Genomic DNA, 19,932 nt, shown 5'->3' on the forward strand with positions numbered 1-19,932 from the left:
AGCCTGCCATGCGCCTTGCTGAGCTTGCCAAAGCGGAGCATGCCCCACCCACAGACGAGAGTGAAAAGAGTCAAAATGAAAAAGATGCTGACCCTGTTTGCCGTGATCCTGGCCATTGGCCTGGGGGCACCTCACGCCGAAGCCAAGAAATTTGGCGGCGGCAAATCCTTTGGTAAAAGTTACAAAACTGCGCCGGCCCAGCCTGCGGCCAAACCGGTCGACAACAAGAATCCGACACTGAATGCCCAGACTCCGCCGAAAAAGAGCGGCATGATGGGCGGCCTGCTGGGCGGCCTGCTGGCCGGTGGCCTGTTTGCCTACCTGCTGGGCAGCGGTGCCTTTGAAGGTCTGCAAGGAATGGACTTCCTGCTGATCGCTCTGCTGGCGCTGGGTGCCGTCTTCCTGATCCGTACCCTGCGCAAGGGCAAGGTCGCGACGCCACAGCCACAACAGGCAGCCTATGCGGGCTACCAGCCACCGCAATCCGCGGCCCCGCAGCAGTTTGAGCAGAGCAACAGCGCACCGCAAGCCACTGGCTTTGCCGACAGCGACGTGCCGTTCCGCCTGCCGCCGGGCTTTGACATGAACAGCTTCCTGGCCGGTGCCCGCGATCACTATCGCACCCTGCAAGAGGCGTGGAACAAGAACGATCTGGAAAAGGTGCGCGAGTACGTCAGCCCCGAGCTGTTTGAGCAGCTCAAAGCCGAGCGCGCCGAACTGACTGGCGACCAGCACACAGAAGTGATGTACGTCGACACCCAGCTGGTACGCGCCGACTACGGCAGCGACTGGGCTCAGGTGAGCGTGCGCTTCAGCGGCCGCTACATGGACCGTCAGGAGCAGGTCGAAGAAGACATCAAAGAGGTGTGGCACCTCGAGCGCGATCTGGCCAAGAACAATGCCCCCTGGCATATCGTCGGTATCGAGCAGCTGTAAGGCTTCGAGCCTATCAGTTAGTCACTAGGCAATAGCCAGTCAGTTAAGCCTGACTGGCTATTTTTTTATGGGGCACAACGAGACCAAATAGAGACTGACGCTGGCTCGTTATAGCTATTGGAACATGAAGTAACTTGGTCATATTGTGCTGATGAAGACACCGATTTGATGACTCGTTTGCAGATGGCATTTGCGCTCCGCACAAAAGCCCCATCGCGGAACCGAGAGGGAATAATGCTGAGCATTAACCAAAAATAAGCGGCCCTGTTAGCTTGGGAAAAGCCGCGAGCCTATTTGACAGACATAAAAAATCCGAAGCCAGAACAACCGGCTTCGGATTTCATCATCCAAGAAGGAGAAATTAATGAGCATTAATTGCTCGGTATGACTCCTACGGCAGATTTCTTATCATCGGCATGGCCGTGATCAGTGGTGATGGCCCTTGCCACCACAACCGCCGCCACCGCAGCAGCCGCCGTGACCATGGTCGTCACCGTGGTCGTGGCCATGATCGTGACCGTGGCCAGCGCCACCACAGCAACCGCCCTGGCCGTGATCCTCATCATGGTCGTGACCATGACCGCCACAGCAGCCGCCGTGATCATGGTCATGACCGTGATCGTGACCGCAACCACCGGCACCGTGAACGTGGCCGTGAGCCAGCTCTTCGGCAGTGGCGGCACGCACGTCCTTGATCTCGACCTTGAAGCCCAGGGTTACGCCTGCCAGCGGATGGTTGCCATCCACCTTGACGAACTCTTCGGACACTTCAACCACGGTCACAGGACGGTGGCCATCGTCGGTTTCAGCCACAAAAGTATCCCCTTCGGAGACTTCCATGCCGTCGAACAGCTCGCCCGGTACTTCTTGTACCAGTGTCTCGTCATATTCGCCGTAGGCCTGGCTCGGTGCCAGAGTCACTTCGAAGGCTTCACCTACCGCGCGACCTTCCAGCTCGGCTTCCAGGCCTGAGACCAGGTAACGGGTGCCGTGCAGATAGACCAGCGGCTCTTTGCCGACAGTGCTGTCGATGACTTCACCGTGCTCGTCGGTGACTGTGTATTCCAGCGTAACCACGCTCAGAGGAGCTACTTTCATGTCAGGATCCTGCGGATAGAAAAAAACGGGCTCAGAATACCCTAAAAAGCGGGCCGCGCATATGCCGTGCGGCGCCACGGAGTGACGAAAAAAACGGCAACAGCGTCAGCAAGGAGACCCTAATTCCACCCGCCGTTCCCTTATCAGGGGCGAAACACCCCGATCACCTCTTCCGCCTCGCGAGTCTGCTTGTCGACCTCGGCAGGCGTTTGTACCTGGGTATCGCCACAGGCGACGCAGGTCACCTTCTCGACTCCATGCTCCAGATACAGCATCATGTTGTCCAATTTGCCGCACGCCGGGCAGACTGCACCGGCAATGAAGCGTTTTTTACGTCTGGTTTCCATATTTGTTACCTCCAGGCAGCATCATATCAGGGTTTTTACATGCATCACGCCATCGAGTATCACCATTTTTCCTGCCAGGGCCTGCACGCCGGCAACCGCAAACGAACTCCGGTCGGGCAGCTTTTGCGGATCACCCGAGGCGCCGCGCTGCTGAGACTGGGCCAACATGAGCTGTTGCTGCCAGCAGGCAGCAGCTTCTGGCTCTGCGCCGATGCCCTCGCGGCCTTCAGCCCCCTCAGCGGTTGCGAGTACGATCAGCTGAGCGTCTCTTTGCGCGTGGCTCAGCCGCAGCAGGCAGGCTGGCTGCAGACCACCCCGCTGCTCGATGCCCTGCTCGACTCGCTGGCCCGGTGGCAACGTCCGAAAGAGTGGCAAGGAGCCTACGGTCAGCGACTCCAGGTTATCCTGGATGAGCTGCAACAGTGCGCCATCAGCCAGCAGGGTCACGATGAGCTGCAAGCCTGCTGGCAAGCGCTGGCCAATGGCCAACCGGAGTCTCTGCAACAATGGGCACAACAACCCGATGCGCCGGTGGAAGGGACTGCATTGCAACAACAGTGGCAACTGCTGCAGGCGCTCAGATTGCTCAAAGGCGGCAGCAAACCCGCACAGGTGGCCAGCAAGCTGGGTTATGCCGATGAGACCGCATTGCAAGCGGCCTGCCAGCAATGGGGCGTTGGCGAGGATGGCGATCAATAACCGGACGCCGATGGAATACGCCAACGAAATTGGCTGAATGAGTCCAGTTTTTTGCCAGATGGTCGTTAACAAGGAAGGGCCATTCCCCCCGTAATCCTTTATGCTAGAGGCCTGAAGTGACTGCCAACGTTTCGACCAACAGGACATCTGCCATGACGAGCAAAGCCAATCAATCCCAGGGCATGTTGCTGTTTCACCTTTCAGCCAAACAATCCTTTGCCATCGGTACCCTCAAGGTGAAGGAGATAGTGCCCTACACCCAGCTGACGGCAATGCCGCACTCGCACCCGACCGTGTTGGGGGCCGCCAATATGCGCGGCTCCACCATTCCGGTGATCGACATGGCGATGGCGGTGGGCTATCGCCCCATCAGCAAGGAGGAGATGCCCCACTGCTTCATCATCATTACCGACTGCCGCCGTACCCTGGTGGGCTTTCTGGTGCGGGGCATCGACAAGATCACCGAGTGCAACTGGCGCGATATCGAATCGCCCCCCGCCTCCCTCGGCCACAATGTGTTCGTAACCGGCGTGACCCGGGTCAATGACCAGCTGATCCAGCTGCTGGATGTGGAGCTGATCCTCTCCCGGGTCTATCCGGATGATCCGAGCCACCTCTATCCGGTGCTAACCGATGTGCAGCGGGAACGGATCAAGCCGATGCGGATCCTGCTGGTTGATGACTCTTCGGTCGCCCGCCGTCAGCTGATGGCCGCGCTGGACTACATCAATATACCCTATGAGGTCTGCACCAATGGCAAGGATGCACTGACCCTGATGCAGACGCGGGCTCACCAGAAGACCCCGATCGACATTCTGGTGAGCGATATCGAGATGCCGGGGCTCGATGGTTATGAGCTGGCCTTCGAAGTGCAAAGTGACAGCAAACTGGCGGGGGCCTACATCATCCTGCACACTTCGCTCTCCAGCGAGATCAGTGTGGAGCGGGCCCATCAGGTGGGTGCTCATGAGGCGCTGACCAAGTTCGAAGCCAACGAGCTGATCCAGGCCATGCTGCGCGGTGCCGAACATCACGATCGCCTGCTGAAATAAGCCAATGACTGGCGGGAGGAACACGCCTCCCGTCCTCCTTATCTTCGACCCAGACCGACTGACCCCATGCTGACCGAGAGCCACTTCCACGCCCCCTGGTGGGCACGCAATCCTCATCTGCAGACCATATTGCCCAAATGGCTGCGCCGCACCCCAGCCCGTTTTGTGGCGGAGCGGTTTGAACTGCAGGATGGGGACTTTGTCGACCTCGCCTGGAGCGGGGAAGTCAGCCTTGATGAACGGCCGCTGATAGTGGTGTTTCACGGGCTGGAGGGAAGCATTCACTCCCACTATGCCAAGGGATTGTTCGCCCACCTGCAGCAAGAGGGCAGAGAGGCCGTGCTGATGCACTTTCGCGGTTGCAGCGGCGAGCCCAATCGCCACCTGCAGGCCTATCACTCCGGCGCCATCGGTGATGCGCAGGAGCTGATTGCCGAGCTGAGCCAGCGCTTCCCGGGCAAACCGCTGATCGCCATCGGCTTTTCACTGGGTGGCAATATGCTGGTCAATCTGCTGGCGCGGGGCTGTCCTGCGGCATTGAAAGCGGCGGTGGTGGTCTCGGCCCCGCTGCAACTGGCGAGCTGCGCCGAGCGGGTCAATCAGGGCTTCTCGAAGGTCTATCAGAACTATCTGCTGCGCACCATGCGCCGCAATTTGCTCAGCAAAATCAGCCAGCAGCAGAAAGCGAGTGAACGCTGGCAACCTCGACAAGTGGAGCAGATTGCCACCCTGTGCGATTTTGACGAGCTGGTCACCGCGCCGCTGCACGGCTTTCACAGCGCCAACCACTACTACCAGAGCTGCTCGGGGCTACCGCTGCTGGCTCAGATCCCCATCCCTACTCTGATCCTGCACGCCGCCGACGATCCCTTTATGTCACACGCGGTCATTCCCCGGCCGGAGCAACTCTCGCCCACGGTGCGCTATGAGTTGAGCCAGTGCGGCGGCCATGTCGGCTTTCTGCACGGCACGCCCTGGCGGCCACGGTTTTGGCTGGATGAGCGGATCAGCCGCTGGATTGCCGAACAGAGTCACTCCGCAACACAGAATTGATTGCGTCCCAACGCCTTGGCCCGATAGAGCGCCTGATCGGCCCGCTCCAGCAACTGGCTAGCCCCTTCGCCGGACACATTGCTGGCAATCCCCTGACTAACCGTCACCCAGGGGGCAACATCGGACGCCAGATGCTCCAGCCGCAGGCTGGCCAAGCCATCTTGCAGCCGCTGCGCCACGCTGGCCGCCGCCTGACGGTCGGTATTGGGCAGCAGCAGCACAAACTCCTCCCCGCCATAGCGGGCCACCAGATCAGATGGCGTGCGTACCGCACGGTTGAGCGCTTGTGCCACCTCCTTGAGGCACATATCTCCCACCTGATGGCCGTAGTGGTCGTTGAAGCGCTTGAAATAGTCCACATCGATCAGGATGAGCGATAGCAGAGCGCCGCTCTCCTGGCTATGGGCCAACGCGCGATCCAACTCGATATTGAAATGCCGCCGGTTAGCGACACCGGTCAGAGGATCTTGCTTGGCGAGCTGATCAAGTTTGCGCAGCAGCGTCAGATTTTCATGCTCCCGCATGATCGCCAATTCAAACCAGCGGTGCAGCATGCGGCGGCCGACCTCCAGCGCAATCACGCCAAACAACACGCCAAGCAGGTAGATCTGGGGAAAATCGACGCGCAAAAAGAGCTCCAACCCTACACCCACCGTCATCGGGCCCAAGAGATAGCCATAAAAAACCTTGCGATCGGGATAAAACGCGATGAGCGCAGCCAGCAGGTTGAGCCGCATGATCCCGTTGGCATAGCTGACCCCTCCCCGCAGCTCCACCTGACCAATCGTATAGATATGCAGCGTCCAGAGTCCGCCCCATAGCACCATCACAAGCGCAGCCATCCGTAACCAGAGGCGATCCTGCAGATGGTCACAAAAGAGGCTGACAACAGGTAGTAGCAATAGCACCACCATGACCAGGGCCAGCTCACTCTGAAAGCGCCAGGGCAAGCTGTCATCACTGGCGAGCCCGACCTGGCTGTAAACCTCGTAGCGTATCGAAAGAAACAACACCACCAGCCAGTTCAACAACCAGAACCACACCATGCCTCGGGCAATCGCCTCTCGACGTGCGCTGTCCAGATGCTCAGTCAGGGTTAACGGCGCGCTGCGCTGCGCTTCAGACAACATCTCTCAGACTCCGGTGAAAAGGTAAAAAGTGATTGCATTCGCGGGATTCAACACAACAATAGCCTGACGATCACCTCTTTTGCTGTGAGACCTTTAAATGATCATTCCCTGGCAAGAACTGGACGGCGACACCCTGACCAACCTGATCGAACACTTTGTGTTGCAGGAAGGAACCGAATATGGAGAGCAGGATGTACCGCTTGGCGTCAAAGTCGATGCAGTGAGAGAACAATTACAGCAAGGCAAAGCTGTCATCGTCTACAGCGAGCTGCACGAATCGGTGAATATCGTGATGAAAGACCGCTTCATCGAGCAGTCTTGACCCAACCGCAATCCGGACCTTATAACGGAATTCCCAAGGAAGAGAGAATCCCATGTCGGCCAAGCACCCCATTATTGCCGTTACCGGTTCGTCCGGAGCCGGCACCTCCACCTCCACCAACGCCTTTCGCTCCATGTTCCATCAACTGGGATATACCGCGGCTGTGGTGGAAGGTGACAGTTTTCACCGCTACACCCGACCGGAAATGGATGTTGCGATCCGCAAGGCGCGCGAACAGGGGCGCCATATCAGCTATTTTGGCCCTGAGGCTAATGACTTCGGGCTGCTGGAGAGCTTTTTCCAGGGCTATGGGCAGGATGGCAATGGCCAGTATCGCCGCTACCTGCACAGCTTTGACGAGGCAGTGCCCTTCAACCAGATGCCCGGCACCTTTACCCCCTGGCAGCATCTGCCCAGCAATACCGATCTGCTGTTTTATGAAGGGCTGCACGGCGGTGTGGTCACCGAGGATCACAATGTGGCGCGCCACGTGGATTTTCTGATAGGCGTGGTACCCATCGTCAACCTGGAGTGGATCCAGAAGCTGATCCGCGATACCTCGGAGCGAGGGCATTCCCGCGAGGCGGTGACCGACTCCATCGTTCGCTCCATGGATGACTACATCAACTTCATCACCCCGCAGTTCTCGCGCACCCATATCAACTTCCAGCGAGTACCGACGGTGGATACCTCCAACCCCTTCAGCGCCAAGGTGATCCCGAGTCTGGACGAGAGTATGCTGGTGATCCGGTTTCGCGGTATCAAGCAGGTGGATTTCCCCTACCTGCTGTCGATGATCGATGGTTCATTCATGTCGCGGATGAACACCATAGTGGTGCCGGGCGGCAAGATGGGCTTTGCGATGGAGCTGATCCTGCGCCCGCTCATCCAGCAATTGATCGAAACCGGCAAAATAACCTGATTCAAAGGAGTTCACGATGCGGCTTGCTTATCTCTCTGTGGCACTGCTCGCCCTGCTTGGCGGTTGCAGCAGCGGGCCGGCGGCCCCCACGCTGGAGTCCGGCACCATGCTGGTTCGCCCGATGGGCAACTGGACCTATGGTGCAACCCCGCGCTACGCCCTGGCCGAACAGTATCAATTTGCCGGTGAGTTGGCGGAAGGGTGGCTGGAGCCGATGCAGCAGGCGGTAAGCCGGGAGCTCAATGGCAAGGGGTGGCAGAGTGCACCGCTCGACGAGGCGGATCTCTGGGTCGCCATCGGCGTCGCGGGCGGCAAGGATATGAGTGATGGCGAGATTTTCGCCCGTCTTGGCATGACACCCGGGGTATACGCCTCGGCCAACCAGCGCAAAGGGTCGCTAGCCATCGTGCTGCTCGATCGCAAAACCCAGAAAGCGGTCTGGAGCAGCATCATCCAGCTGACCAGCGATGTGAGCATTGCAGACAGCCAGCGTCAGGCACTCAGCCAGCAGCTCGCGGCCGAGCTGCTCAATCGCGTCCCCACCAACTAACGCTTGTTTAGTGATAATGGATGGATAGAAAAACGGCTTGCCTCCCGGCAAGCCGTTTTTTGTGGTCTCAACCTCTTGACCCAATCCGGCCTTGGCCAGACCCGGACATAAAGCTGCACACCTTCAGATATCTGTGGTCACTTATTTAAGCGTACAGGTCAACAGTGTGACCCCTTTCTGGGTGAGGAGAGCTTGTTTCTCCTGATTCCAGAAAGTGGTCAGGCCATCAGAATATTTGGCGCCAGACTCTGACTCAACACGCGCCAGCTTGTGATAAACCCCGGCATAGGGGAACTGCACCATGTCAGCCTGGGCATCATAGGTAACGGCCAGCATCTCTTCGCCACACTGGTATTGGCTGTATTGATACTGGGTAGGTTGCGGGCTGCTGCACGCCGCCAGGCCCAAAAGGGGAAGCAGAGCGATCAATTTTTTCATTGCACTTTCCTTATGTAATGGCTTTATGTCATGGCCTTGTGCAGTGGCCTTACGTAACGGCCTTATGCCAGGGTACCAATGAAACTATCGTTATCAAGCTTCAACAATTTGATAACTATGGGTAATTTGTACCGCTTTTTCCAACATCAGGGAAACAGAACAGTATTTTTCCATCGACAGATCGACCGCTCTGGCCACCTGTTTCTCTGCCAATCCCTTGCCTGTCACCACGAAGTGCAGATTAATCTTCTCGAAAACCCGGGGCACGCTATCGACCCGTTCGCCACTGACATCGACATGACAGGCGGTCACCGACTGGCGCGCTTTTTCGAGAATAGAGACCACATCAATGGAGCTGCAGCCACCGACCGCCAGCAGGATCACCTCCATCGGGCTGGCCCCCTCACCGGGGTTGGCACCATCCAGGATCACCTTGTGACCGGATTCACTCTCACCCACAAACTTCATCCCTTCCACCCAGCTGACCTTGGCTTTCATCTCGCACTCTCTCCTGTTAATCATGATGATGGATCCCTAGCATAACCCAGTCGCTTATCTCTGCCGAACAGGGGGAGTTGGGATGGAAATAGATCAAAATCAACATCTCCAACCTCTATCTTCCCTAGAATGGCCGGAGCGGCGCAGCAGGCATTACTCAAAGGGCTCTGTCAAAAGCCCGCAAAGCCTTGTCAGCACAGGCAAAGGCTCTTATCCTACTGCGACCAATACAAGGAATGGCAAGATTGGCAGCTTGCCCGGACGCACAAGTCCATAAAAAGACACTACAGAGGAATTCTCATGGTCATTGGCAAACCGCAAAGCGATCCCACCCTGGAATGGTTCTTGTCGCACTGCCACATTCATAAGTATCCCGCCAAGAGCACCCTGATCCATGCGGGTGAAAAAGCGGAGACCCTCTACTACATCGTCAAGGGCACTGTGGCCGTCTTGATCAAGGACGATGAGGGCAAAGAGATGATCCTCTCTTATCTGAACCAGGGCGATTTCCTGGGCGAGATGGGGATGTTCGAGGAGAACGAGAATCCCGAGCGCTCCGCCTGGGTTCGCGCCAAAGGCTCTTGCGAAGTGGCAGAGATCTCCTACAAGAAGTTCCGCCAGCTGATCCAGGTCAACCCGGACATTCTGATGCGTCTCTCTGGCCAGATGGCCAAGCGCCTGCAACACACCAGCCAGAAAGTGGGTAACCTCGCCTTCCTGGATGTGACCGGCCGGATCGCCCAGACCCTGCTCAACCTGGCCAAACAGCCGGATGCCATGACCCACCCGGATGGCATGCAGATCAAGATCACCCGTCAGGAGATCGGCCAGATCGTCGGCTGCTCTCGTGAAACCGTGGGCCGCATCCTGAAGATGCTGGAAGAGCAGGAGCTCATCTCTGCTCACGGCAAGACCATTGTGGTATTTGGCACTCGCTGATGACCCGTCCGCAGGCCTGACTGAGGCCTTGGGATAAAAAAGGCTGCTACGGCAGCCTTTTTTGATCCTCTCCCCTATAATCCCGAACGCCCTTCACTGTTCCGGCATTCGCCCAGAGAGTTACTATGCACCTTCAATGTCCCCGCTGCCGCAGTCCGCTCCATCTTCATGAAGCCTCCCAGGGGCGCTATTGCGACAACAAGCATCACTTCGATCCGGCACCGGAAGGTTATCTGGATCTCATCCCCGGCAAGAAAAACCCCAAAGACAGCGACAGCCGCGCCCTGATGCGCGCCAAGCACCATTTCCTGGAAGCCGGCCACCAACTGCCGCTGGTTGAGGCCATGGCCGGCCTGCTCGCTCCGCTGGCCCCACAAGAGCTGATCCATCTTGGGTGCGGTGAAGGCTACTACTGCCGCGCGCTGGCAGAGCGCCTGCCCGGCTGGCAGTTTGCTGGGGTTGATATCGCCAAGAACACCATCTTTGCCGCCAAAAAAGCGCAGGCGGACGGCCAGTTTGTCATTGCCGATCCCGCTCGCGCGCCGTTGCAACCGGGCTCTGCTCAGGTGCTGCTGGTCAACGATCTCAAGGTCAAGACCGAGCAGCTTGTCAGCTGGCTGGCCCCCGGTGGCTATCTGCTCTATCTGCAGCCGGGCCCGCGCCATCAGTGGCAACTGCGGGTCAGCCTCAATCCGGTGAGCATGGAACACCCCCTCAGCTGGCCAACCCTCGGCGGCCTCAATCCGGTGACTCAACAACGCTGCCAGTTCAGCCTCACCATGGATCAGGCCATGCGCAGCTTTATTCTGGAGACCAGCCGTCTTGGCTGGCGGGCAACCGGTGAGCAGCGTCACGCTTTCGCTCAACAGGGCCCGAATGAACTGGAACAGGATCTGCTGCTGACCCTGTGGCAAAAGCCCCTCTGATCACTGGGGGGGAGCCTTGCAAGGCTCCCCCCCGTTTTTCCCGCCCCGCCCCATTCTCCCCTGTGTGATATCGCTCACAACTTGAGCCATCGACCTTGTTGCTCAGAACAGCCTTGATGTCAAAAATGTCACTAGAAAATAATTCATTGAATTTAATCTCTTTTTATCTTGTCAAAAACCGTCACACCCAGTCTTGATAACGACCTCGTCACCTCAATTAAACAACGATGGATTCAGGCCCAGTCAAGGTTGGGACGCCTACCGTGTGGCTATCGGACCATTTCCGATTTCACAGAACCGACAACAAGTTCGGAAGTGTTTACATCAGAGGAATAACGCATATGAAGAAGTCTGCACTGACTATTGCCATCTCCAGCCTGCTGCTGGCGAGCGGCGCCCATGCCGCTACCGTTTACAACCAGAACGATACCAAGCTGGAAATCGGTGGCCGTGCACAAGGTGCTTACTACGGCACTGACAACAACGGTGCCGAAGGTGACCAGAGCTACTTCCGTCTGCACGTTGCTGGCGAGACCAAGATTGCTCCCGAGATGAAGGCGTTCGGCTTTGCCGAGTACAACCTGCCGACCTCCGGTTCTGACAACGACGAGCTGCGTTATGCCTATGCCGGCATCAAGCACGACCGTTTCGGCGCATTCAGCTATGGTCGTCAGGATGGCTTGTTCACCAAGGCCGTCAACAACTATACCGACGTCCTGCCTGAGTGGGGCGGTGACGGCCTGGGCAAAAATACCGAAGTATTTGGCACCGGCCGTACCAACGGTCTGGCCCAGTACATCTACACCTATCAGGGTCTGACCCTGGGTGCCCAGTTCACCGGTAACAATGATCCGCAGAACTCTGGTCGCACTGCGACTGATAAAGATTTCAGCGTTGACCACGATAAAGGCACTGTTATCGGTAATGACACAACCTGGAACAGCACTGGTTCCAAAGAAGGCTTCGCAGTATCTGCCAACTACGATTTCGATATGGGCCTGAGCCTGGGTGCTGCCTATAACCAGGCTGGCAAGACCGACGAGCAAGCTCGCTATGCCGCCTTCGGTGGCGACAAGGATGCCAAGCTGATAGGCTTCGGTGCCAAATATGCAACTGGCGACCTCTACCTGGCTGCAACCTACTCCCACGGTGAAGACCACCTGTTCGTCAAGAACGGTTACGCCGAGAAGATGGATGGCTACGAAGCCGTTGCCCAGTACGCCATCGGCAAGTTCAAGCCTTCTCTGGCCTACCTGCGCACTGACGTGAAAGACTCCGCTCACGGTATCGATGATACCTACACCGAGTACGTATCTATCGGTGCCTGGTACAACTTCACCGAGAACTTCAACGCCTACGTTGATTACAAGCTGAACCTGCTGGGCTCCGTAAATGGCAAGTCCACCAACTCTCTGGGCCAGAACACCGACGACGTAGTCGCGGTTGCCCTGCAGTACAACTTCTAAGTAATTGGAAGTCAGTTATACCCTGTGATACCAATGTCTACTGTTTGAATTACTTCCGGCCGCTCTGCGGCCGGTTTTTTATTGCGCCTTTTCAGCACCTTGCATATAACTATCGAGCGGATTGATGGCAATATCCGCGTCGTTGACAGGGAGTGACAAGGAGATATTCACGGATGAGACAAGCGCGCGGGAACATAGACTGGCAACGCGGATGGCTGTTGTTGCCACTGCTGTTGATATCGCTCATCTGGAGCAGCACGGCAGATGCCAGCTGGGATCAGAGCCTCTATCGTCAACTGGGTCTGGCCGGCAAGCTGGATAAACAGACCTTTCGTCAGGCACTCAACAGTTATCAAACTGTGCGCCACAAACGAAAACCCATTCTCACCATCATCGATTACAGCAAGCCATCTACCCAGCGCAGGCTGTTTGTCATCGATATGAAGCGCCAAAAGCTGCTTTATCACACCTGGGTCAGTCATGGCCGGAACTCAGGTGAACTGGCCGCAAAACGCTTTTCCAACCAGCTCAACTCCCGCCAAAGTTCCCTCGGCGTCTATCGCACCGCAGAAACCTATCTGGGCAAGCATGGCTACTCCCTGCGGCTGGACGGGCTCAGCCCCGGCAAGAACAGCAATGCCCGCAAGCGTGCCATCGTGGTACATGGCGCCGCCTATGCCAGCCCGACCCATCTGCGCAAATATGACAAGCTGGGCCGCAGCTGGGGTTGCCCCGCCCTGCCCAAAGAGCAGGCCAGGGCCATCATAGATACCATCAAGGGGGGGAGTGTCATCTACGCCCACGGCTAGCGGGCACAACACCAGAAAACGCAAGGCCAGCAATCGCTGGCCTTGTTTGTTACGCTTTTCACACTAAACGTGGCGCGTTATTGGCGCACCACCAGTACCGGACAGGGTGCATGACGCACCACAGACTCGGCGACACTGCCTACCAGCAGATGGCTGATACCGGAGCGGCCGTGGCTACCCATCACGATCAGCTCAACCTCATCCTCCTTGGCCTGAATGACAATTTCATCTGCGGCGCGGCCAAAGCGAATATCAAAGGTGGCCGGGATCGGCAGGGTGGCAACCAGCTCTTTGAGCTGGGTTCTGGCTTGACGCTCCATCTCGTGGGTGATCTCGATGGCCGTCATATGAAGGATCTTGTAACTGTCAAAACCGTGCAGTTGATCAACCACGTGGATCAGCTTGAGCTGGGCCTGATGGCTCTGTGCCATAAAAACGGCATAGTCGAGTACCGCGCGAGACATTTGGGAAAAATCGACTGGACAGAGCAGAGTCTTGATCGATGGCATAATGCAGTCTCCTCTACTGATTGGGGTGCTATTGAATCTTTACTCGATCATAACGATCCGACCGCAAATAACCCTCGACCCTGTCGCAAAATGGAGATGCGGGATCTTTTCTCCGCCCGCCGCGATCAATGGCATGGTATAAATCAGGTGATACGTGCTCTCCTCACCCCTGCGAGGATAATGCTGACCATGCTGCGCATCGGTTGTTTGCTGCTTTGCTCTCTGTGTGCGATCACCCACGCTCGCACAACCGATATCCACGTCTATTGCGATGGCTGGCCCGGTTTCTGCCAACCGGATGGCCGCGGTATCTATCTCGATCTGGTGCGAACCATCTACCAACCCCACGGCTATCAGATCGTGCCCCATATCGTGCCCTACAAACGCGCCGTTGCCATGGTAGCCAGGCAAGAGGGGGATATGGCGATGAGTGTCTATCTGGACGAGATCAAAGGGGTCAAACAGCCCCGTCAGCCCGCCTCCGCCGATGATGTGACCGTCTTCATGCTCAAACAGTGGCAACCACAATGGCGGGGAGAGCGCAGTCTGGAAGGCGAGACCGTCCTCTGGCGGCGAGGATGGGTGCTGGATAAATATCTTCCGGTCACCATGCGATGGCACGAGATCGACAGTCATGAGATGGCCCTGCAGCTGATTGGCAAGGGGCGCTATCGCTATTACCTGACCGCTGGCGTGCTCCATTCTGCCGATGAGACCCCGGCCAATATGTACCGCACCATTTTGCGCTGGATACCGACTTACCCCATTTTTGCCGATACCGAGCAGGGCGACCGGCTACTGCAGCTGTGGGATCAGGAGATGGTGAATCTGATCCGTCGCGGCACGCTGGCCGAGATATATCGCCGTTATCACCTCTATGACTACTACCGCGACTTTCTCGAGGAGCAGGCGGTCAAGGCCGGCGAAAACTGATCCCTCCATAGGGGAAAGAGAAGGATACCGCAGCCCCGTCAACCGCGGCCACCGCCAGCAACCAGTCTATGAGCAACACCTTTCCATTACGGTTTGATTGACCGTGGCCACGCCACAACTCAGGGTTGCCGGAACCCCTTCGCCAAGCGGTCATAGAGGATCACATTGACCGAGGCGGCCAGATTCATGCAGCCCTGGGTCGGCACATAAACCACATCTTTCACCGCGCCATAGAGGGCGGGATCGAGCGTACCATCCTCCGGCCCGAAGATATAAAAAGCGCGTTCCGGATGGACATAGTCGGGGAGCGGCGTAGCGCCATCGATCAGATCAACCACCACGGGCACGCATCCCTGCGGGATAAACGCCATCAGATCATCCACCCCGAGCAGCGGGATCTTCTCCACCATCTGCTTGGTATCGGTGGCAAAGCGGCGCGCCAGCTCGAAGCGGTTGCCGGTGTAGTAGACCTCATCCACCCCGTAGCAGCCCGCAGCCCGCATCACGGAGCCGACATTTTCCGGAGACTTGGGATTGACCAGCCCCACGCAGCAGAATGCACTCTTTTCCATCATCTCTCCTCATCTTGCGGCGGCCATTATAAGCCGTTGCAGGGCCATCGACCCGTTAAAAGTCCCCTCCCCGGCTAAACCGCTTGCCAACCCAGCTTTGAATGTCGATTTTTTGTGCGCAATCCAACAAATTTTGTACAAGCCGATAGCCAGCAAACGTTTCCCAGCAATAATGGACAAACGTTTGCAAATGGATGTTTGTCTATGACTGAGCGTGAACAAGAGATCCTCGCCCTGCTGCGTCAGGATCCCATGATTGCCCAGCAGGAGCTGGCCGATCGCCTTGGCATCAGCCGCTCCGCGCTGGCCAGCCACATCTCAAGCCTGATCCGGCAGGGATATGTGCAAGGCAGAGGTTATGTACTGCGAGAGGGCCCCTACGTAGTGGTGATCGGCGGTGCCAATATGGATATTTGCGGCACCAGCCATGACAACCTGCTGCTCGGCGACTCCAACCCGGGCAAGGTGCGCACCTCGGCAGGCGGTGTCGGCCGCAATATCGCTGAGAATCTGGCGCGGCTCGGCAGCGACACCCGGCTGCTGACTGCGGTCGGCAACGACCAGTATGGTCACCATCTATTGGAAGTGAGCCAACGGGCTGGCGTCGATGTGCGCCAGACTCTGGTGCTGGACGGCCACACCACCTCCTGTTATCTCAGCCTGCATGATGGCAGCGGCGAAATGAGCTGCGCCATCAACGACATGGCCATCATAGAGCAGCTCACCCCTGCTCGCCTGACCCCGCTCGGTGGCTTTCTCGGCGGTGCCCGGCTTTGGGTGCTCGATACCAATCTGGCCATCCACACCCTCGACTGGCTGTTCGAGCGACAGGGGGAGCACGCCATCTTTGTCGATACCGTTTCGGTGGCCAAGGTGGAGAAGATCCGCCCTTGGCTCGGCAAGATCCACACCCTCAAACCCAATCGCAGTGAAGCCGAGCAGCTGTGCGGTATGACCATCGCCGGGCCCGAAACCTGGCCCATGGTAGCCGCCTGGTTCCACCGCGCCGGGGTCAAGCGACTGTTCCTCAGTCTGGGTGAACTGGGGATCTTCTACAGCGATGGCGAGCAGCAGGGTCACCTGCCGGTACTGGGCAGTCCGGTACTCAACGTCACCGGCGGCGGGGATGCCTTTATGGCTGGCCTTGCCCACGCCTGGCTGCAAGAGCTCGACATTGCCCAAACCACCCGCTTTGCCCTGGGCTGCGCCGCACTCACCGTCAATTGTTCCGATACCGTTTTTTCCGGTCTGAGCAAGACCGCCGTTGACCGCATACTGGAGGAGTACTCATGCTGAACGCTTACCTCGATATCCAACCGGAAGTGGCTGCCGCGCTGGCTGCCGGCAAACCGGTCGTCGCCCTCGAATCCACCATCATTTCCCACGGCATGCCCTATCCACAGAACGTGGAGACGGCCCGTCAGGTTGAACAGATGGTGCGCGATAACGGCGCCATTCCGGCCACCATCGCCATCCTCGATGGCCGCCTCAAGGTGGGTCTCGATGCGAGTGCGCTGGAAGCGCTCGGCCGGGCAGGCCACGACGTGACCAAGTGCAGCCGCCGCGACATTCCGTTCGTACTGGCGCGCAAGGGGATGGGGGCCACCACGGTCGCCTCCACCATGATCATCGCCGCCATGGCGGGGATCCGGGTCTTTGCCACCGGTGGTATCGGCGGGGTACATCGCGGCGCGCAGGAGACCTTCGATATCTCGGCCGACCTGCAGGAGCTGGCCCAAACGCCGGTGGCCGTAGTCTGTGCCGGTGCCAAGTCGATCCTCGATATCGGGCTGACGCTGGAGTATCTGGAGACCCAGGGCGTGCCGGTGATCGGCTATCAAACCGAGGAGCTGCCAGCCTTCTACACCCGCGAGAGTGGCTTCAAGGTCGATTATCGCCTCGATACCCCGGCAGCCATCGCCGAGGCGCTTCGCCTCAAGTGGGAGCTGGGACTGGCGGGCGGCGCCGTGGTGGCCAATCCCATCCCGACCGCACACGCCATGCCAAAAGCCGATATCGACGCAGCCATTGCTCAAGCGCTGCGTGAAGCCGATGAGCAGGGGATCAAGGGTAAGGCCTCAACCCCCTTCCTGCTGGCCCGCGTCTGCGAGCTGACTGGCGGCAACTCGCTGGCGGCCAATATCCAGCTGGTACTGAACAACGCGGCCCTCGGTGCCCGCATCGCCGCCAGCCTCTGATCGCACGCCGATACCTCGCCATGTAAAAGAGGGCCTGACGGCCCTCTTGTTGTGTTTGCTATCTACTGCGCTATTGCAACACAGTGTTATTGCAGTACCACGCGTCCATTGAGCGGTTGCACTGGCCGGTTGTTGGGATGGTGCATCACCGCCTTGAAGGCGTCGATCTGGGCCTGACTGACCTCGACTGGCTGCTTCATCACCAGCCAGCGCACTCCTTCCGAGCAGGGAGGCGTAGTAAGGGAACCGCTGAAGCGATAGTAGTCACGATTCTCGGGCAGCAGTTGCTCAGCAGAGAGCGGCGCCTTGAGAGCCTGGATCTCCCCCACCTTGGCAAGTAGTTCACTCCAGGCAGCCGCCAGCACCGGATTGGCCTTGCCAGCCTCGAACATCACCGCCACCACGGCGATCTCTCCCTTGTCACTGACATGCACCAGATGCCCTTCCAGCGGATAGGATTTGCCCTCGATAAGGTTTTCACTCGGGGCGTGGAAGTGAAACTGCTTTAGTTCAAACGTGGTGCCATCGAGTTGCAAGGTGCTGCCCGGGGCATAACCGACCTGCACGGTATGACCGTTGTTGACCACTGTGTTGCCACCCGCCTGATAGTGGAGTACCAGCGGGGCCAGTTTGGCCTCGACCAATCCGCGCAGGTCAACCGGCGACTGATTGCTGCCCGCACACTGACCAAACTCCGGGGTCAGCTTGGCCCAGTGGGCAGGCCCCGCCTCACCGCTATATTCCCAATGGGGGGTGGCAGCAAACACGACAGGGCACAGCAACAGGGAGCAGGCCAACAGAGACTTTCTCATCATACATCCTTATTGTGATTGAAAAGCACGACCATCCCCTCCCCCGGATAGCGGGGCATGCAGAGATGGCATATCAGATACGCGGGATACAGAGCATCGGAGCGACTTTCTAATGGTAACGAGCACGGGTTGGTCAATCGGTTTGACCGCTGCTCAATACAGAGTCGTTTGGCAAGTATATGGTGAGGGATCGACAGAGACAGTGAAAGAGGGGGAAATTAATCAGCCGGCTATCCACTCATCGTCTGGCGGATACGGGTCAAGGTTCAGGGAGTCACGCTTTCATAACAACTATCCATCACAACCATCGCGGGAGTCCGGGCTCCCGCGATAGTTGCCGATAGCGGCAATTAACGGTCGCGATTCAACGCGATCAGACGATCAAGAATCGCCTCACCATCGGCACGCAAACCGTTGTGCTCATACTCATTGGTGATCCAGGCGCGACTGTTGCCAAGGCCACGCAGGGTCTCGCGACTGTAGTCAAACTCCACATACATATCCTCGGCATAGACGGCGCAGGCGACCGGCACCTGGTTGCGGGCCAGCTGTGCCGGATCATAGAGCGCCCCCCAGTCCGCCTTGTTGGCCAGCAGATGAGCCGCCTCTTTCAGGGGCAGCAACTCGCGGAACTGCTCGAACATCCAGGGGTAAACCATCTCGCCGGTGAAGGCGAAATCCTTGCCTGGCGCCCAGTTCACCGCAGGAAACTCCCCTCTGACCCGATCTGCCGCCCAGCGAGTCGCCTCCCCTTCGGCGTAGATAGCCTCGTGCAGAATGGCAAACAGCGGGTTGGTATTGAATGGCTGCATGCTCTGCACCTGATAGAGAAAGGCCGGGCTCAGCTTGTCACCGATAAAGGCCTCTTCCAGCAGGTAATAAAGCTCCTCGAAGGCACCCGTAGCACCGAGATCCAGCCCCTGCTGCTGGAACTGCTCCACCGTCAGGCGCTGACCGTTGGGCAGCCGCACATCATGCTGGTGCAGATGGTTGGCCAACCGGTTGGCAATCCCCTGAGCGTGGGGGAAGCGGGCGAAGAAGGCTCGGTTCTTGTCAGCCACCCGCTGATAGGTGGCGCGGTAAACCTCCTCGGCGCTGCGGCCAATCGGCGCGATGCCGCCGGTGATATAGACCTCCCGCAGGCTATCGGGGAAGAGCGAGAGATAGGTCAGGCAGCAAAAGCCGCCAAAGCTCTGACCCAGCAGGCTCCAGCGATGCTTGGGGCTGAGCTCCTGCCGGATGAACTCGGCATCTTGCACTATGCTGTCGGCGCGAAAATGGCTGAGATACTCCGCCTGCTCGGCCGGGGTCATTTTGGCCAGACTATGCCCGTGGATGGGGCTCGACATCCCGGTGCCACGCTGATCCAGCAGCAGCACTCTGAACTCCTGCAACGCCCGCTTGAGCCAACCACTGTTAGCCGTCGGGCGCGGCGCCCCGAATCCCGGCCCCCCTTGCAGAAAAAGCAGCCAGGGCAACTTCTCATCGAGCTTGTCTTTACGGCAGAGGGTACGGGCAAACAGAGTAATGCTATCGCCATCCGGCTCATCATGATCGAGGGGAACGGTAAAAAAGTGCGGCTCGCAATGAATGCCGTCCAGTACATAGCTCAAGGGGCTGCTCATCTGGGATCTCTCCGTCAGGATGGGAACATCATTGACCCCATCATATCCTCGCCCAGCCACAGGGTCACTCCAGTTTTCCAAAATGTTAACAATGGCTT

At 58.1% G+C, this 19,932-nt stretch carries 23 protein-coding genes; 14 read left to right on the forward strand and 9 right to left on the reverse strand.

From position 1 onward, the window contains the following. Window positions 1-75 precede the first annotated feature (75 nt). Window positions 76-936, forward strand: a complete 861-nt coding sequence (locus I6L47_RS09230) for a Tim44 domain-containing protein (protein WP_005335275.1) — start codon at window positions 76-78, stop codon at window positions 934-936. 426 nt (window positions 937-1,362) lie between these two features. Here I6L47_RS09230 and slyD read toward each other — a convergent pair whose 3' ends face one another. Together slyD and I6L47_RS09240 are read right to left on the reverse strand one after the other, a co-directional pair. Beyond that, window positions 1,363-2,034, reverse strand: a complete 672-nt coding sequence (gene slyD / locus I6L47_RS09235; protein WP_005348264.1) for a peptidylprolyl isomerase — start codon at window positions 2,032-2,034, stop codon at window positions 1,363-1,365. Between the two features lie 143 nt (window positions 2,035-2,177). Next, window positions 2,178-2,381, reverse strand: a complete 204-nt coding sequence (locus tag I6L47_RS09240) for a YheV family putative zinc ribbon protein (RefSeq protein ID WP_005335287.1) — start codon at window positions 2,379-2,381, stop codon at window positions 2,178-2,180. A 39-nt stretch (window positions 2,382-2,420) separates the two neighbouring features. On the opposite strand from I6L47_RS09240, the gene I6L47_RS09245 reads away from it, so the two are divergent. From I6L47_RS09245 to I6L47_RS09255, 3 genes are all read left to right on the forward strand, one after another. Then, the gene (locus I6L47_RS09245; RefSeq protein WP_216949157.1) at window positions 2,421-3,080 is read left to right on the forward strand and encodes a hypothetical protein; all 660 of its coding nucleotides are present in this window, start codon (window positions 2,421-2,423) and stop codon (window positions 3,078-3,080) included. A gap of 152 nt (window positions 3,081-3,232) precedes the next feature. Continuing rightward, window positions 3,233-4,132 (forward strand): chemotaxis protein, encoded by a 900-nt coding sequence (locus I6L47_RS09250; protein ID WP_216949159.1) that lies wholly within the window; start codon window positions 3,233-3,235, stop codon window positions 4,130-4,132. A 66-nt stretch (window positions 4,133-4,198) separates the two neighbouring features. Next, complete coding sequence (locus I6L47_RS09255) at window positions 4,199-5,185, forward strand: hydrolase (RefSeq protein ID WP_216949160.1); 987 nt, start codon at window positions 4,199-4,201, stop codon at window positions 5,183-5,185. Here I6L47_RS09255 and I6L47_RS09260 read toward each other — a convergent pair. Next, window positions 5,164-6,315, reverse strand: coding sequence for a GGDEF domain-containing protein (locus tag I6L47_RS09260; protein ID WP_216949162.1), 1,152 nt, complete (start codon window positions 6,313-6,315; stop codon window positions 5,164-5,166). The genes I6L47_RS09255 and I6L47_RS09260 overlap by 22 nt on opposite strands. Before the next feature lie 97 nt (window positions 6,316-6,412). Here I6L47_RS09260 and I6L47_RS09265 point away from each other — a divergent pair, with 97 nt between their 5' ends. The 3 genes from I6L47_RS09265 to I6L47_RS09275 are packed head-to-tail and all read left to right on the forward strand — an operon-like array spanning window position 6,413 to window position 8,109. After that, entirely contained in the window at window positions 6,413-6,637 is a 225-nt protein-coding gene (locus I6L47_RS09265; protein WP_005335298.1) for a YheU family protein, read from the forward strand. Window positions 6,638-6,689: 52 nt separating this feature from the next. Then, window positions 6,690-7,559 carry a phosphoribulokinase gene (locus I6L47_RS09270; protein WP_005335299.1) on the forward strand — a complete coding sequence of 290 codons (870 nt, stop codon included), beginning with the start codon at window positions 6,690-6,692 and terminating at the stop codon, window positions 7,557-7,559. A gap of 16 nt (window positions 7,560-7,575) precedes the next feature. Next, a complete protein-coding gene (locus I6L47_RS09275) occupies window positions 7,576-8,109 on the forward strand; it encodes a DUF4136 domain-containing protein (protein ID WP_005335300.1) in 534 nt (177 codons plus the stop codon). Window positions 8,110-8,250: 141 nt separating this feature from the next. Here the strand turns inward: I6L47_RS09275 and I6L47_RS09280 are convergent, their stop codons facing one another. Beyond that, a complete protein-coding gene (locus I6L47_RS09280) occupies window positions 8,251-8,547 on the reverse strand; it encodes an MliC family protein (RefSeq protein ID WP_005348285.1) in 297 nt (98 codons plus the stop codon). 93 nt (window positions 8,548-8,640) lie between these two features. After that, window positions 8,641-9,045, reverse strand: coding sequence for an OsmC family protein (locus I6L47_RS09285; RefSeq protein ID WP_144714553.1), 405 nt, complete (start codon window positions 9,043-9,045; stop codon window positions 8,641-8,643). 300 nt (window positions 9,046-9,345) lie between these two features. Between I6L47_RS09285 and crp the strand changes: the two genes are divergently transcribed. The 4 genes from crp to I6L47_RS09305 all read left to right on the forward strand — a co-directional run bounded on the left by crp (window position 9,346) and on the right by I6L47_RS09305 (window position 13,185). Then, the gene (crp, locus tag I6L47_RS09290) at window positions 9,346-9,984 is read left to right on the forward strand and encodes a cAMP-activated global transcriptional regulator CRP (RefSeq protein WP_005335304.1); all 639 of its coding nucleotides are present in this window, start codon (window positions 9,346-9,348) and stop codon (window positions 9,982-9,984) included. 125 nt (window positions 9,985-10,109) lie between these two features. Further along, window positions 10,110-10,910: a putative RNA methyltransferase gene (locus I6L47_RS09295; RefSeq protein WP_216949163.1), complete on the forward strand. Its 801-nt coding sequence runs from the start codon at window positions 10,110-10,112 to the stop codon at window positions 10,908-10,910. A gap of 341 nt (window positions 10,911-11,251) precedes the next feature. Beyond that, on the forward strand, window positions 11,252-12,376 hold the full coding sequence (locus I6L47_RS09300) for a porin (RefSeq protein ID WP_216949165.1): 1,125 nt from the start codon (window positions 11,252-11,254) through the stop codon (window positions 12,374-12,376). Window positions 12,377-12,549: 173 nt separating this feature from the next. Further along, on the forward strand, window positions 12,550-13,185 hold the full coding sequence (locus I6L47_RS09305; RefSeq protein ID WP_216949166.1) for a murein L,D-transpeptidase catalytic domain family protein: 636 nt from the start codon (window positions 12,550-12,552) through the stop codon (window positions 13,183-13,185). A gap of 77 nt (window positions 13,186-13,262) precedes the next feature. Here I6L47_RS09305 and I6L47_RS09310 read toward each other — a convergent pair whose 3' ends face one another. After that, entirely contained in the window at window positions 13,263-13,694 is a 432-nt protein-coding gene (locus I6L47_RS09310; RefSeq protein ID WP_005335309.1) for a universal stress protein, read from the reverse strand. A 189-nt stretch (window positions 13,695-13,883) separates the two neighbouring features. On the opposite strand from I6L47_RS09310, the gene I6L47_RS09315 reads away from it, so the two are divergent. Next, window positions 13,884-14,627 (forward strand): ABC transporter substrate-binding protein, encoded by a 744-nt coding sequence (locus I6L47_RS09315; protein ID WP_216949336.1) that lies wholly within the window; start codon window positions 13,884-13,886, stop codon window positions 14,625-14,627. A gap of 119 nt (window positions 14,628-14,746) precedes the next feature. On the opposite strand, the gene I6L47_RS09320 is transcribed toward I6L47_RS09315, so the two are convergent. After that, window positions 14,747-15,199 (reverse strand): RNA methyltransferase, encoded by a 453-nt coding sequence (locus I6L47_RS09320; RefSeq protein ID WP_005335311.1) that lies wholly within the window; start codon window positions 15,197-15,199, stop codon window positions 14,747-14,749. Between the two features lie 204 nt (window positions 15,200-15,403). Here I6L47_RS09320 and I6L47_RS09325 point away from each other — a divergent pair, with 204 nt between their 5' ends. Further along, window positions 15,404-16,495, forward strand: coding sequence for a PfkB family carbohydrate kinase (locus I6L47_RS09325; RefSeq protein WP_216949167.1), 1,092 nt, complete (start codon window positions 15,404-15,406; stop codon window positions 16,493-16,495). Further along, window positions 16,489-17,397: a pseudouridine-5'-phosphate glycosidase gene (locus I6L47_RS09330; RefSeq protein ID WP_129503388.1), complete on the forward strand. Its 909-nt coding sequence runs from the start codon at window positions 16,489-16,491 to the stop codon at window positions 17,395-17,397. Before I6L47_RS09325 ends, I6L47_RS09330 begins: the two co-directional genes overlap by 7 nt. 86 nt (window positions 17,398-17,483) lie before the next feature. Here the strand turns inward: I6L47_RS09330 and I6L47_RS09335 are convergent, their stop codons facing one another. After that, window positions 17,484-18,209 (reverse strand): carbonic anhydrase, encoded by a 726-nt coding sequence (locus tag I6L47_RS09335; RefSeq protein ID WP_216949337.1) that lies wholly within the window; start codon window positions 18,207-18,209, stop codon window positions 17,484-17,486. Between the two features lie 350 nt (window positions 18,210-18,559). Further along, window positions 18,560-19,834, reverse strand: a complete 1,275-nt coding sequence (locus I6L47_RS09340; protein WP_216949169.1) for an alpha/beta hydrolase — start codon at window positions 19,832-19,834, stop codon at window positions 18,560-18,562. Between the last annotated feature and the right edge of the window lie 98 nt (window positions 19,835-19,932).

It is taken from the genome of Aeromonas sp. FDAARGOS 1417 (assembly GCF_019046985.1).
GTDB lineage: Bacteria > Pseudomonadota > Gammaproteobacteria > Enterobacterales > Aeromonadaceae > Aeromonas > Aeromonas veronii.